Annotated in this window: 10 protein-coding genes; 5 read left to right on the top strand and 5 right to left on the bottom strand. The window is 62.9% G+C overall.

Annotated elements, in window-relative coordinates:
• Positions 1–61 precede the first annotated feature (61 nt).
• From AC3A43_RS09600 to ribA, 3 genes are all read left to right on the top strand, one after another.
• A complete protein-coding gene (locus AC3A43_RS09600; RefSeq protein WP_487792319.1) occupies positions 62–706 on the top strand; it encodes a LolA family protein in 645 nt (214 codons plus the stop codon).
• Between the two features lie 390 nt (positions 707–1096).
• Entirely contained in the window at positions 1097–1891 is a 795-nt protein-coding gene (locus tag AC3A43_RS09595) for an exodeoxyribonuclease III (protein WP_487792318.1), read from the top strand.
• Positions 1888–2943, top strand: coding sequence for a GTP cyclohydrolase II (gene ribA / locus AC3A43_RS09590; RefSeq protein ID WP_487792317.1), 1056 nt, complete (start codon positions 1888–1890; stop codon positions 2941–2943). The genes AC3A43_RS09595 and ribA overlap by 4 nt, the downstream gene beginning before the upstream one ends.
• A 39-nt stretch (positions 2944–2982) precedes the next feature.
• Here the strand turns inward: ribA and AC3A43_RS09585 are convergent, their stop codons facing one another.
• From AC3A43_RS09585 to AC3A43_RS09575, 3 genes are all read right to left on the bottom strand, one after another.
• Positions 2983–3789, bottom strand: a complete 807-nt coding sequence (locus tag AC3A43_RS09585; protein ID WP_487792316.1) for a LytR/AlgR family response regulator transcription factor — start codon at positions 3787–3789, stop codon at positions 2983–2985.
• On the bottom strand, positions 3786–4910 hold the full coding sequence (locus tag AC3A43_RS09580) for a sensor histidine kinase (RefSeq protein WP_487792315.1): 1125 nt from the start codon (positions 4908–4910) through the stop codon (positions 3786–3788). Before AC3A43_RS09580 ends, AC3A43_RS09585 begins: the two co-directional genes overlap by 4 nt.
• Positions 4911–4974: 64 nt before the next feature.
• Positions 4975–5496, bottom strand: a complete 522-nt coding sequence (locus tag AC3A43_RS09575) for a winged helix-turn-helix transcriptional regulator (protein ID WP_487792314.1) — start codon at positions 5494–5496, stop codon at positions 4975–4977.
• Between the two features lie 125 nt (positions 5497–5621).
• On the opposite strand from AC3A43_RS09575, the gene AC3A43_RS09570 reads away from it, so the two are divergent.
• Complete coding sequence (locus AC3A43_RS09570) at positions 5622–5957, top strand: CC_3452 family protein (RefSeq protein ID WP_487792313.1); 336 nt, start codon at positions 5622–5624, stop codon at positions 5955–5957.
• Positions 5958–6173: 216 nt separating this feature from the next.
• Positions 6174–8267 carry a RelA/SpoT family protein gene (locus tag AC3A43_RS09565; RefSeq protein ID WP_487792312.1) on the top strand — a complete coding sequence of 698 codons (2094 nt, stop codon included), beginning with the start codon at positions 6174–6176 and terminating at the stop codon, positions 8265–8267.
• A gap of 105 nt (positions 8268–8372) precedes the next feature.
• Here AC3A43_RS09565 and AC3A43_RS09560 read toward each other — a convergent pair whose 3' ends face one another.
• Positions 8373–12710 carry a hypothetical protein gene (locus AC3A43_RS09560; protein ID WP_487793029.1) on the bottom strand — a complete coding sequence of 1446 codons (4338 nt, stop codon included), beginning with the start codon at positions 12708–12710 and terminating at the stop codon, positions 8373–8375.
• The gene (locus AC3A43_RS09555; protein ID WP_487792311.1) at positions 12707–14638 is read right to left on the bottom strand and encodes a hypothetical protein; all 1932 of its coding nucleotides are present in this window, start codon (positions 14636–14638) and stop codon (positions 12707–12709) included. The genes AC3A43_RS09560 and AC3A43_RS09555 overlap by 4 nt, the downstream gene beginning before the upstream one ends.
• Positions 14639–14641: the final 3 nt, after the last annotated feature.

Raw genomic sequence — 14641 nt, 5'->3', positions numbered from 1 at the left:
TCAGCGCGGGTTCAATGCCGACCTGCGAGGGACCGCTGTCCTATTGCAGAATGAGAGCCAGATGACCTTCGACCATTCCCTCACCCGCCTTGCCGCATGGACGCTTGCCCCCCTGGCGGCGGCCAGCCTCATAATCGGGGCGCCGGCCATCGCCCAGTCGTCGGGCACGCTGGCATCGGTGCAGTCGCACCTCAAGTCGACGAGTTCGATGACCGCCGATTTCGTGCAGACCGACCGCAACGGACAGCGGCTGAACGGCAAGCTCACCCTGAAGCGCCCGGGCAAGATCCGGTTCCAGTACCAAAAGGATGTGCCGCTGCTGATCGTCGGTGACGGCAGTTCGCTGACGATGATCGATTATGAAGTGCGGCAGGTCCAGCGCTGGCCAGTCAAAAATTCACCGCTCGGCGCGCTGCTCGATCCCGACCGCGATCTGACCAAATATGCCAAAATCCTGCCAACCGGCAGCGGCGATGTGCTGAGTGTCGAGGTCAAGGATCCAAAGCGTCCCGAATATGGCACGATCACCATGGTGTTCGTCCGCGACGGCGCGGCGCCCGGCGGCCTGCGTCTGCGCGGCTGGGTCGCGCTCGATTCGCAGAACAACCGCACGCGGATCGACCTCACCAACCAGAAATTCAATGTCGCGGTGGCCGATTCGGCTTTCCGCTGGACCGATCCGCGGCCCAACAAGCGCGGGCGCTGAACGCGGGTTCAAGAAGAATATTCGGGCCGGAGGACTTTTGGCAGAATTCTCCGGCCATTTTCCAGACCAACCGACGTGGCGCATCGACGAACTGCAAAACTGGCCCATGGCCGCCGATTTTCGTTCAGCTTGGCGACAGGGAAGACCGTCTATTTCATCTCTCGAAGGCGCCAACATCGCCCCCGGATTTGGGTTTCCCCCTGTTGCCCCTCCCGGACTGGCAGGCACCTTCATTCAAGAGCGTGACGAACGCTGACCTTGAACCCCCGTTCCACCGCCCCTGGAACGGGGGTTTAATTTATCCGGTGCTGTTTTCTGCCGCTAACCCGGCATGCGGCACCAGCCCGCAATCGCATTGCGAACGACGCCGCGCGCCGATAGAGCCACCGCATGACTCGCACCAGCATCGCTTCGTGGAATATCAACAGCGTCCGCGCCCGCATCGGCATCGTCGAAAAATTCCTGCGCGAAGAGGCCCCCGACGTCCTCTGCCTGCAGGAAACGAAAGTAGAATGCGGCCTGTTTCCGCCCGACATGTTCAAGCGGCTGGGCTACACGCATATCGTCACGCACGGCCAGCGAATGCACCACGGTGTCGCGATCGTGAGCAAGCTGCCGCTGACCGATGTACGCAAATATGACTGGCAGGCGAATGGCGAGGCGCGCCACGTCGGCGTGACGCTGCCGTCGGGCGTGCGGCTCGACAATGTCTATATCCCGGCCGGCGGCGACATCCCCGACCGCGAACTCAACCCCAAATTCGGCCAGAAGCTCGATTTCTATGGCCGCATGACCGAATGGTCGGCCACGCTTGCGGGCATGCCGACCGTGCTGACCGGCGACTTCAACGTCGCTCCGCTCGAAAGCGACGTGTGGAACCACAAGGCGTTGCTCGACGTGGTCAGCCACACGCCGATCGAGGTCGAGACCCTCGCGCGGCTCCAGGCGGCATCGAACTGGGTCGATCTCGGCCGCCATTTCATTCCGGCGCCGACCCGGCTTTATACCTGGTGGAGTTACCGCGCGAAGGACTGGGAAGCATCGAATCGCGGCCGGCGCCTCGATCATATGTGGGTAACACCCGACCTCCTGGCCAAAGCGGTGTCGCATCGCATCGTGCAGCCGACGCGGAGCTGGGAACGGCCATCGGACCATATCCCCCTCATCACCGAGTTCGCCTTTTGAACAATCCGGGCGCCCGTGATGCTGCGCGCGCCATCGACGCGCTGCGCCGCGGCTGGCCGTTTCGCGTCGAGGGCGCCGACGGTTCGCTCGACCTGCTGGCGGTCGAAAGCGTCCGCGACGAAGCACTCGCCGAATTCGCCGGCCATGACGTGCTGCTGTCGGGCGAGCGCGCAGTGACGCTCAAGCTCACCAACCAGCGCGTGGCCGCGACCCCGGGACCGGTTCGATTGGCGAATGCCGCCGATACGGCCGCCGCAGCGCTTGCGATCGCCGATCCGGCGCTCGACCTCACCCATCCGCTGAAAGGTCCGTTCCGGACCATCGCGACCGGAGGAGAAGCGGCGGCAACCGCCGCGATGACGATGGCGCGCCACGCCGGGCTGCTTCCCGCCTTTTTCGTGCGCGAAGCGGCGGGAAACGCCGAGACCCACTGCACCGTCGAGGATGTCGCCTCGCTGCTCGACCCTGCACGACTCGCGATCGCTGCCCGCGCGCGCCTTCCCGTCGAAGCCAGTGAAGCCGCAGAGATCGTGGCTTTCCGCTCGCCCGAAGAGGCGTCGGACCATGTGGCACTGGTGATCGGCAAGCGCGACGGCAATCCGCCGGTGGTGCGACTGCACAGCGAATGCCTGACCGGCGACGTGCTCGGCAGCCTCAAATGCGATTGCGGGCCGCAACTTCATACGGCGCTGCATGCGATGGCCGACGCGCCGTGGGGGGTGCTGCTCTATCTTCGGCAAGAGGGCCGCGGCATCGGCCTCGTCAACAAGCTGCGCGCCTATGCGCTGCAGGATCAGGGATATGACACGGTCGACGCCAATTTGCGGCTGGGTTTTCCGGTCGAGGCGCGCGACTTCGCGATCGCGGGTCGGATGCTCGAACTTTTGAACATTCCGCGTATCCGGCTGATGACGAACAATCCCGAAAAGGTCGCCCGGCTGGAAAAAGAAGGCGTCGAAGTCGTCGAACGCCTACCGCTCGCGCTGCCGACCAATAAATATAACGAGCAATATCTCGCGACCAAGCGTGACCGGACGGGGCACCAGCTCTGAATGATGAAGGCGCCGGACGATGCCGGCGCCTTCATCAAATCAATGCACGAAGCGCGCGACCACGTCGCGATAACTTCGGCTGACCTTCACCTGCGCGCCCGAACCGAGCACGAGGAAACATTCGCCGTTGGTGTGCGGCTTGACCTGTTTGACCTGTGACAGGTTCACGATCGTCGAGCGGTGGACCCGCTGGAAATTGCGCGGGTCGAGCCGTTTTTCCAGATCCTTCATCGTCTCGCGCAGGATCAGGCTGTTGTCGGCGGTATAGATGCACATATAATCGCCCGCGGCATCGATCCGCTCGATGCTGTCGACGTCGACGCGGAAAATCTGGCCGCGATCCTTGATGTTGATCATCTTTTCATAACGATCGGCAGCATGCGCGTCGGGCTGGGTCTCGGCGTCATAATCGTCGACCGCGTCGGGCGCGACTTCGGCGAGCACCGTTTTCAGGCGTTCGACCTCGGCCACACCGCGCTTTTCGGCAAGACGCTGGCGCACACGGTCGAGCGCATCGGCAAGCCGCTCGGGCTCGACCGGTTTCACCAGATAATCGACCGCCTGCGCTTCGAACGCGCGGATCGCATGGTCCGAATAAGCGGTAACGAACACCACCAGCGGCGGCTCGACCTCCATCAGCCCCTGAATAACCGAAAAGCCGTCGAACCCCGGCATCTGGATATCGAGGAACACAAGGTCGGGTTTGTGGGTCTTGATCTTGCGGATGGCTTCGCGGCCATTGAGCGCGGTATCGACGATTTCGACATCCGTATGCGGCTCCAGCCGCAGTTGCAGGCCTTGGGTGGCCAGTTTTTCATCATCCACCAGGATGGTTCTGATCGTCATGTTCTCTCGGTTCCAATCGTCATTTGCCCATCGGGCTGAAACGGAAACTCGATAATCACCGTGAAGCCGCCTTCAGCGCCCATATGGACATCGAACCGGTGCTGGTCGCCAAAAGCCTGCGCCAACCGGTCCCTGATATTGGCTAAACCCACGCCGGTCGATTCCGTTGCAAAGCCAGTGGTGGGGTCCGTGCCGTCGGCTGACAATCCCGCGCCGGTGTCGGACACGGTAATCCGAACATTTTGACCGGCCAGCTGTGCAGAAATCGTGATATCGGCGCCGTCTTCCTGCGGCGTCACCGCATATTTGATCGCGTTTTCGACGAGCGGCTGGAGCAGAAGCGACGGCAACCGCGCGCGCGCGACCACCGGGTCGATCGCGAAATGCGGGCGCAATCGCTCTTCGAAGCGCATCTTTTCGATGTCGAGATAGAGTTTCAGCGTCTCGATCTCTTGCGCCAATGTCACCTGCGCGGTCGGCTCGTTCGCGAGTGTGTATCGAAGGAACGCCGACAGCCGCGACAGCATCGCGTTGGCGGGCTCCGACTGTTTGAGCAGAACCAGCGTCGAAATGCTGTTGAGTGTATTGAACAGGAAATGCGGATTGAGCTGGTAGCGCAGCATCGCAAGCTGCGCCGACGCCGCCTGCGCTTCAAGCCGGATGACGCGGTCATTCTGTTCCTCGAGCTGGAGGAAATAGTTGATCGCAAAATAGAGCGCCGACCACGCCGCGAGCGATGTCGCGTCGATATACATCGCGCCGAGCAGCAGGCTGGTAAAGCCCGCCTCGCTCGCCGGATTCTGGATCTGCGCAACCCACGCATCGATGAACGCCCATAGCGCGGTGGCAACCCCGGCAAGCCCGAAGCTGACCCCCCACATGAGCAGCGGCCGGCGGTTGATCAGCGAACGGTAGCAGACCGAGAGGATCAGCGAGAGCGAGAAGCCGGTGATCGCCGAAATCGTCTGCGGGATGATGAAGGTGAAGGGCTGGCCGTTGGCAAGCCCCGACACCCCGCGAAGGCCGAGCCACGCGGCCCAGCCCAATATCTGCAGATTCCAGAAAGCCCGGACCTTATTGTCGAAAAACGGGCCGGGCGAAGTCAGTCGAAACAGCGGCATGGGAGTCCGTGCAATAGCGATGGTCAGCGGCCGCTTACGCGGTCTCGGAAACCGGCGCTACCGATCATTCGGCCGCTACCGGCGCGAGCCCGCTTTCGACGCGCACGCGCGCTTGGCCGAGCGGCTGCAGCTCCGCCCGATGCTTCCACAGCAATTCCTTGTAACCGATCACCCGGCCGTCATGCGCGGTCAACGTGACGGGACCGATCGGCTGTTCGTCACGCGCGTCGACGAGCACAGGGGTCGAGGGTACGCCGGCGCCCCATTTTTCGCCCCATTGGCGCAGTGCGATCATCGCAGGAAGCAGTTCGATGCCCTTTTCGGTGAGCTGATATTGAACCTTGCGGCGGTCCTCGGCCATCACTTCGCGCGCCATGATACCATGATCGACCAGCCGCGACAGCCGGTTCGACAGGATGTTGCGCGCAATGTTCAGTTCCTGCTGAAATTCCTCGAAATGATGGACGCCGTTGAAGGCCGCCCGAAGGATCATGAACGACCATCGCTCGCCCATCGCTTCCAGCGCCAGCGGCAAGGCGCAATTGCCCCCATCCATGTCGTTCAGCAGTTCGCGTAATTTTCCCATGACCCAAGCCCTAACGTAAAATCGGCATATGCGCCAAAAAAATATAGGCCCTCCGTTGCATTTCGCAACTCAAAGTCTAGGTAGCGTTTCGCAACCTTTTGGTTGTGCAAAAACAGGAGGTCCAGATGCCCGATTTCAAGCTTTCTCCCCTCGCCTCTACATTCTCGCTGGCCAGCGCCGCACTGATCGGCGGCCTCGCATTCGGGTCGACCGCGGCGACCGCTGCGGGCGGTGCCTATTACCGTGCCGAACTTGCCAGCCCGGCAACCGCCGCGCGTTTCGTCGCACGGGACGTCGTCTGGGTTTGCAAGGACTCCAGCTGCCTCGCCGGTCAGGGGACCAGCCGTCCGCTGATCATGTGCTCGGCGCTCGCCAAAGCGGCGGGTCCGGTGACCAGCTTCACCGCGGGTGGCAAGGCGCTCGCCGCCGAAGAACTGGCGCGCTGCAACGCTGTAAAATGACGCGCTGACGGGCGGAAGGCCGCACGCCTCTCGCCCGATAGCCGTAACGGCCGTCGTACCTACCTGTTTTGCAGAAAAGATACGGCGGCCTTTGGGTCGGCCAACCCACCGCGAACGATGCTTCCAATCGCCTTTATCAAAATTGCCGAGCACTGGCGGTTCCGCGCAAGCAAATTTCGCATTGCAATATTGTCTGCATGAACGACATTGGATGCGATGCTGAGGCAATATGAACTTGTCGAGCGCGTGCGCGCTTATGATCCCGACGTCGATGAGGCGCTGCTGAACCGCGCCTATGTGTTTACTGTCCAGAAACATGGCAGCCAGAAGCGCGCGTCGGGCGACCCCTATTTCAGCCATCCGGTCGAGGTTGCGGGCATTTTGACCGACCTTCACCTCGACTGCGAAACGATCGTCACCGCGCTGCTCCACGACACGCTCGAGGACACGCTGACGACGCCCGAGGAGATCGAGCGCCTGTTCGGTGCCGACGTCGGCCGGCTGGTCGATGGCGTCACCAAGCTGTCGAAGATCGAGGCACAGACCGAAAACGAACGCGCCGCCGAAAATCTGCGCAAATTCCTGCTCGCCATGTCAGACGATATTCGCGTGCTGCTGGTGAAGCTCGCCGACCGGCTGCACAATATGCGGACGCTGCATTTCATCCAGAGTCCCGAAAAGCGTCGCCGTATCGCCAAAGAGACGATGGATATCTATGCCCCGCTCGCCGAGCGGATCGGCATGTATGAATTCATGCGCGAGATGCAGTTGCTCGCGTTCAGCGAACTCGAACCCGAAGCCTATGCGACGATCACCGGCCGCCTCGCCAAGCTGAGCGCCGGCGGCAAGGACAAGGTCGCCGGCATCAGCCGCGAGTTCAAGGAACTGCTCGCAAAGAACGGCATCGAGGCCGATGTGTCGGGGCGCGAAAAACATCCCTATTCGATCTGGCGCAAGATGCAGGAGCGGCACGTCAGTTTCGAACAGGTGACCGACATCATCGCCTTTCGCATCATCACGCCGACCGATGCCGATTGCTACGCCGCGCTCGGCATTCTCCACCGCAAGTGGAAAATGGTCCCCGGCCGGTTCAAGGACTATATCTCGACGCCGAAGCGCAACGGTTACAAGTCGCTGCACACGACGATCATGCACCAGCAGAATATGCGGATCGAAATCCAGATCCGCAGCCTGGGCATGCATCAGGAGTCCGAATTCGGCCTTGCCGCGCATTGGGCGTACAAGCAGGGCGGCAGCGCGCCCGACGGACAGGCCGGATGGATCCGCGACCTGATCGAAATCCTCGAGCAGACGCACGACCCCGAAGAGTTCCTCGAAAATACGCGCATCGCGATGTATCAGGACCGCATCTTTGCCTTCACCCCCAAGGGCAGCCTGCACCAGCTGCCCAAGGGCGCGACGCCAGTCGATTTCGCCTATGCGGTGCACACCGGGCTTGGCGACCGGACGGTCGGCGCCAAGGTCAATGGCCGGCTGGTTCCGCTGCGCACGCAGCTCAACAATGGCGATACGGTCGAGATCCTGTCATCGGACAAGCAGACGCCGCAACCCGCCTGGCTGGGTTTTGCGGTCACCGGCAAGGCGCGCGCCGCAATCCGTCGTCACGTCCGGTCGAAGGAAAAGGTCGAGCTGTCGGCACTTGGTCGCAAGATGTACGACGAGATCGCCCTCCGCCTGCCGAACAAGGTCGGCGACAAGGCGCGTATCGCGGCGCGCGAGCGGCTGAAGCTCGATGACGATACCGCACTCTATGTCGCAATCGCCAAACAGCGGATCACCGACAATGCGCTGCTCGAGGCGCTCGTCCCGGGCATCACCGCGGAGATGAAGACCAAGCCGGGCAAGCTGGTGCAGGGCGCCGCGGTGTCGATCGCGGGACTGACTCCGGGCGTCGCCTATCAGCTCGCCGACTGCTGCCATCCCGTCCCCGGCGACCGCATCGTCGGCCTGTCGCGGCCGGGCGAGGGCATCGAGGTGCATGTCATCGACTGCCCGAAGCTTGCCGACGGCATCGATGCCGACTGGATCGACCTCAGATGGCAGGAAGACAGCGAGGGCGGCAATGCGCGGCTATGCATCGTCATTCTCAATGAACCGGGCACGCTCGCCGAAATGTCGGGCATCCTCGCCGCCAATTCGGCGAACATCACCAATTTGCGCCTGTCGAACCGCGAGGGCGGTTTCCACACCTATGACGTCGTCGTCGAGGTACGCGACGTCCAGCATGTGATGCGGATATTATCGGCGCTGCGTGCGTCGGACACGGTCGTGCAGGCCGAGCGGCTTTAGCGCTGCCTCAAGACCCGTTCGTGTCGAGCGAAGTCGAGACACCCGTCGTCCGTGCGCGCCTTTCAGGCATCTCGACTTCGCTCAATGCGAACGGGATAGGGAGGCTCAGTTCGAATATAGCAGCGGCGGCCGCCAGGCGTTCTGGTCGACCGAATCGCTGACCTTATAGACAAGGCCGCTGCTGTTAAGGAACAGCTTCTCCATCTCGGGCCGCGTGAAGGGACGTGAGCCCAGACGACCGAACACCGCCATCTGCCCGCCCGTTTCGTCGACCGCGCGGTCGCGATCGAGACCCTTCGACAGCGCGAGCGCCGGCGACGGCGTCTTCGCCCAGGCGATCAGCTCGGGGGTCGGTTTCGGCGAGAAGCCATAGAGGCCCGGATTGTCGGGGCTGGTCAACTGGAGCACCTTGATGCCGTTCCGCCCGTCGGCGACATAGCCGAAGAGCGATGCGTTGGTCGACGCGACGATCACATCCTCGGCATCGGTCAGCTTGCCGCCAAAGGTCAGCCCGGGCCACACGATCGGGGCCGCGGGGCGCGTGACATCGACGATGACGAGTCCGTCCTGCTTCGCCGCGACATACATATAGGTTCGCGCCAGATAGATTTTGCGCGCATTGGCGAGCCGCACCGTTCCCTCAGGCACCGCGACTGGCTGCGCCAGATTGGTGACGTCGAACAGTTTCACACCCTCGGCATCGGTGACCCAAAGGTAGCGGAACTGCACCGCGCTCGCCCGCGCATCGGTCAGCGGCAGCTGCGCGGTGACCTTGGGCTGGAGCGGCGTCGAGAGGTCGAGCACGACCAGCCCGGCGTCGGTAGTGATATAGGCCATGCTGCCCGCGAGCGTTACATGCCGCGCACCAGCCAGCACATTGCCCTCGTTCCAGGTCAGCGCGCGCCTGAACTTGTTGTTACGGAACTCGGCGTCGGCCAGCGTGTCGATGTCGACCAGAACCAGCCCTTCGACGCTGTCGGTGATCACGGCGTAGCGATAGATGTCGTGCATCACCTGTTCGTGGTTCTCGGGGTAATTCTTGACGATATTCTCGTTGCGGCTGACGCTGATCGGCTGGGTCGTCGCGATTGCCATGCAGGTCGCATTCTTCGTCTTCACATGCGTGTCCTGACCGAGCGCCGAGAAGGGCGCGCGGACGATGCGGTCCGAGAAGCCCTTGTTGCCGACCGAGGCGATGTCATAGACCCGGAAACCGCCGCGCCCTTCGGCGACGAACATATATTCACCGCGCTGCTGCAGGCAGTTCACCCGGCCGCTCGTGCCCTGGACGATATTGGCGAATTCCTCGAGCGCGTGGGTTTCGCCCGATCCCTTTTTGTCGAAGGCCTTGCCGCGCACCCAATTTTTGAGCTCGCGCCCATTCTGCTCGACGTGCAGCTTCCAATAATCGGGGTAGCTGTATTTCTGGAGATAGCTGCCGATCACCGCCTGCGGCTCGTCCCATTCGGTGACGCGCGTCGCCTGGAAGCTGTTTTCCTGACCCGACCAGACATTGAGCCCGACGAAATTGACGAAGTTGGTGCCGAGCAAATTCAACTGCGCCATGATCGCATTATTATCGTCGGCCGCCGAGAGATGGCAGTCCGAGCATTGCTTCGTTTCCGAGCGCCGCACCGTATGGGGGAAATGCGGTGCGAAGGCCTGGCTCGAATAGCCTGCCGACGAGATCGGCGGCTGCTGCACATAGATGCGCTCGCGGTTGATGTTCGTCGATGACAGCACCAGCGCCGAGGTCGAGCGCACCGGGGTGATGATGCCGCGCACCTCTCCGTTCGGACCGGGTTCGCCGGGCTTGGTCAGCTGGTGGCGGCCGAGCTGGAACATCTCGTCACGCGCCACCTGCGGGTTGTAGGTCGCGAAGTTGCGCGTCTCCTCACCCTCGAAATGGTGCATCTTGGTCTTCCAGTTCGCCTCGATCGGCAAATGGCAGCCACCGCAACTCGTCGTCCACGACAGGTGACAAGTGAAACAGGTCATCTTGTCATCGCCGTGTGCGCGCTCTTCCTTCGCGACCCCCGGGCCCCATTCGAATTTGCCGTCGTCGGCGCCCGCGCGCGCCATCAGCTTCGCGCGCGCCGCCTTGGCATTGAAATGCGGCCCCGGCGTCACCGCCTGTTTGACCAGGCTGACCTGCCATTCGAGCTTCGGATCGACGATTGAGCGCTGGATCAGCCCGACCACCTCGGCATCGTCATTATACTGGAATTCAAAGCGGCGGCGTCCGTCGGGATTGCGGAGCAGCGCGAGATTATTGCCCTGCGGCCGCGCCGCGACGTTCGAGGTGAGCAGGTTCGGGAAGGCATCGGCGGTGCCGTGGCAATCCTTACAGCTGATCTCGACCGCGTTCGCGACTTCGCCCTGGATGAAGCCGTTGCCGTGGCTGTCCTGCGCGAAGTGGCAATCGGCGCATTGCATGCCCTTTTCGGCGTGGATGTCCATCATATGGACCGCCTTGCCGGGGTTCAGCCCCGGGGGCACGAATTTGCCCTCGACGCCGGGTTTGCCCGGATCGGCGCTCGAAAGGCACAGATCGCGCTCCTTCGAATCGGTGTAGTGGCTGCAGCTCTTACGCCATTTCTCGGGATCCTTCGGGTCGATGATGTTCGCGCTATCGGTGCCGTACGTCGCCATATTGCCGTCGGCGGCCAGCAGATTGCCATTGCGGTCGCGCTTGAAGATACCGCGGAAGTTCCAGCCATGGCCGTGATAGTCGGCGAACTGGGTATCCTTGTTGCTGTCGTTGACGTCATAGACGTCGCGCAGGAACTCGACGTCGGCCCACAGCCCGCGCGTCGCCGCAGCTTCGGGATTGCGCTCGAGCACCTGGTGCACCTCGGCGGCAGTCGGATAGCGCTGCTGCTTGTATTTCTTCTGATAGTCCGCGTCGCTCATCCCCGGCGGGCGCGGTGCGGTGTTGTCGGGGCCCGGCCACATCTGCGGCGCGTCCGATTCATAATCCCACATGGTGTAGCCGAGATAGGAGTTCAGGAAGATATTCGGCTGGTGCATGTGGCACGACATGCACTGCGACGTCGGGATCGCGCGGGTGAACGCATGGCTGATCGGATGGCCCGATTCGCGGCGCGGCCGGGGCGGTTGTTGCTGCGGGCCAGCCGCGCCCGCCGCCGGATCGATCAGCGCGCCATGCCCGCCGCTCGCCGGATCGTCGTTCGGCGCCATATGTCCGGGATCGGCATGACCGCCGCCGCCAAGCTTTTTCTCCGCCCCATGACCGTCGCCGCCTTCGGGCGCGCGCAGCTTTTCGCGGATCGTCGGATCGACGGTATCGGTCTCGCCGTCGCGGCCGAACTTGGCATAGGTCAGGCTGTGCCGCGGCTCGCGGTCGTTGGCATAGATGACGTGACACCCCGAACAGCCCGAATGGCGATAGTCGCCGGGCTGGTCGTTGGTGCCCATGAACCACGACAGCGGATCGTTGAGGCGCGTCTTGTGGATGTTGAGCACGGGGATCGAGACGCGCAGGCCGGTGCCGGGGCCGCGGTTCGACTGCTTGAGGTCGGGACGCCCAGGCTCCTCGAGCCGCTGGATGCTGCCGGTCGGATTCGGCAGGCCGATTTCGGGGAATTGCGTGTTGATGTTGCGTCCGCCGCGTTCGAACACGCGGAAGACGTCGCCCGGCGGGATGACGCTCCAGCGCGGCAGCGGGTACATTTTAGCGAGCGCGCCGCGTTTCTTTTCTTCGTCGGTCAGGATCTTGTCGAAACCGAAGCCCGGCTTGCACGCTTCCTTATATTCCTCGGCAGTCAGTCGCGACGAGGGCGAGAGGATGCAGGCGGGTTCGCCTTTGCGCGTATAGGCCTCGCCAAACACGTAATTTTTATAGGGCACGATGCCGTTGTTATAGGCTGCGCCGCCCCACAGCATCGCGCCGGTTGACATCATCGATCGTTCGGTCGCCTCGATCACCTCGAGGTGGCACGACCCGCACGCCTCGCGCGCAACGCGATAATCGCTGGGGTTCACGAAGCGGATGAATTCGGGCGATTCCTTGTTGAGCAGCGTATAGCTGCGCTGCGGGTTTGCCGAGCTGTCGTGCCAGGCGCCGGGCAGCGTCGGCTGCGGATGCGCGAGCGCCATCACCGCCTTGTTGGTCGGATGCTGATAGCCGAGGCTGGGGGTGCCGCGCTGGCTCGCATCGCCGCCATGGCAGTCGGTGCAGCCCAGTTTGACCGCGGGGGTCGCATGCATCGACGGCTGATCGGTGCGCGTGTGACAGCTGTAACAGCCCTCGGATTTCTGAACGACCTCGGCATCGCTCTGTTCGCGCGGGGCGGGGGGCGTGAAGCGATATTCGATCTTGAGCGGCTTTTCCTCTTCGGCCGCGCGAACGACGCTCGCGCCGAAAGCGGCGCACATCGTCACGAAAGCGAGCAAGGCGAAGAGTTTGCGCAGCACGGTCAGAAACTCACGATCACATTGGCAAGGACGGAGAGATAGGCGTCGTTCTTTTTCTTGTTGTCGAACAGATCCTTGAACCCCTCGCCCGGCAGCAGCACCGCGGCGCTGAGGCGGCCGACGATGTTCTGCGTCGCCTTCGGCCGCCAGATCGTCGCGACCGAAAGGTCGTAGCCGATATCCTTGGGGATCGACCCTTCGGTGCGCAGCGCCTGCAGGCTCGACGTATTCTCGAACCACAGATGATTGAAATTGGTGCTGACGCGAAATTCGGGGGTCAGGTCGAAATCGGCGCCCGCGCCGATGAAGACGGTGCCGGGGTTGTTGAAATTCGACTGCCCCTCTTCCTTCGACGAGCGCAGCGAATTCAATATGCCGTTGCGGCCGCTGATCGCGATGACGCGCCCGCCGCCCGCGAAGGGGATCGTCTGGCGGATCCAGTAACTGGTGTCCGCGCCGCCGAAGATCGGGTTCTCGAAAATCGCGTCGTAGCCGCCTTCGGTGTTGTTATACGGATCGCCGTCGCCGGTCGCATAAAGGCCCGACAGACGGAACCGCATCCAGTCGTGATCATAGCTGAGTTCGACCGCGCCGAACCCCGCACGGATCTCGGCGGGTTTGCTGGTAAAAAAGCTGTTCCGATCCTCGCCCAGCGCGGCGTAGAAACTGGCGGTGACGTTGATCCGGCCGATCCGGCCGTCGGCGCTATACCCCAGATAGACGACGTCATATTCGCGCCCGCGCAAATCGCCGAGCAGCGCCGGCCGCACCGGGAAGCCGTTGTGGTCGATCTGCACGTCATTCTTTTCGCGGTTCATATTATAGGTCACGCTGACCTGGCTGGTCAGCCCGACGAACGGGAAATCCTGTCGATAGAGGTTGCCGGTGAAGACGAAGTCGTCGCGCGGAGTCTGGGTGATGTCGTTCAGACCCGAGTTGGTGTCCTTTTCGAGTCGCCAGAAAGCCGCGAGATTATATTGGAAGCGGTTGTTGTCGCGGTTGCCGAACAGGCGGATGCCGAGCTGGCTGTCGTTAAACAGGAAACCGCGAAAATCGCTCTGGAACGGCTGGATGCCGAGGCGGATCGAATAGAAGTCGAAGCGGTCGGACGTGTTGCCGAGATGCTTGTCGACGAACAGCTCCTGCACTCCGAGGAAACTGTCATAGCGATGGCTCGCCTTCGACGGCCGCACGTCGAGCACGCGCCGTTCGGGCACGTCGACATAATTGGCCTGATAGGCGAGCGTGACGCGATATTCGATGTCGGGCGGCTTGAACGCGGTCGAACCCTTGATCAGTGCGGCGCCGGCGATGAAGGTCTGCGCAAAGACAAAGCTGCGATCTTTGCCGAACACATCGAGGCTGCCCGGCCGCTCGGTCGTCTGGACACCGACAGGGATCGGGAAGGTGCGCGGTTCGAACACCGTGTCGGACACCGCGCTGCCGACGAAGAACCAGTCGTCGCCCTTGATCGGCAGCCATCTGACCTTGCTGCGGTCGATCGCCCGGTCCCCCTTGTACGTGTTCTGGTGATAGGGATCGAACCAGCGTTCCTTGACCACGCCCAGCGTCTCGATCAGGCGCCAGCGGTCGGGGACCGGCAATTGGTCCTCCATCCCCGGAAACGCCTGCGGCGGTGGCGGGCGGAGCGCGCCGACATTGTCCTGGGTCAGCTGGTCAGGCAGGTCGGGCGTGTAACCTGGACGACGGCGGCCCTCGATCATCTCGGTGACCAGATCGTCCTTGACCATCTGCTGCCAGTCGACCGGCGGCGGGGGCGGAACAAGCTCTTCGGCGGGCTGCTGCGCAGGCGCCGCGTCGCCCGCAATCGGCGGCCCCTCGGGCGCGGGAGGCGGCGGCGTGACATCGGCCCCCGGCGCGCCTTGCGCCGCGAGCGTCGCGATGATCGGCCAAAGGCTGCCCCCCGTCATCATCGG

The organism is Sphingopyxis sp. Soil_C_28, assembly GCF_057657055.1.
Note: the sequence above shows the minus strand (reverse complement) of the source record. Positions and strands in the feature narration are given on the sequence as shown.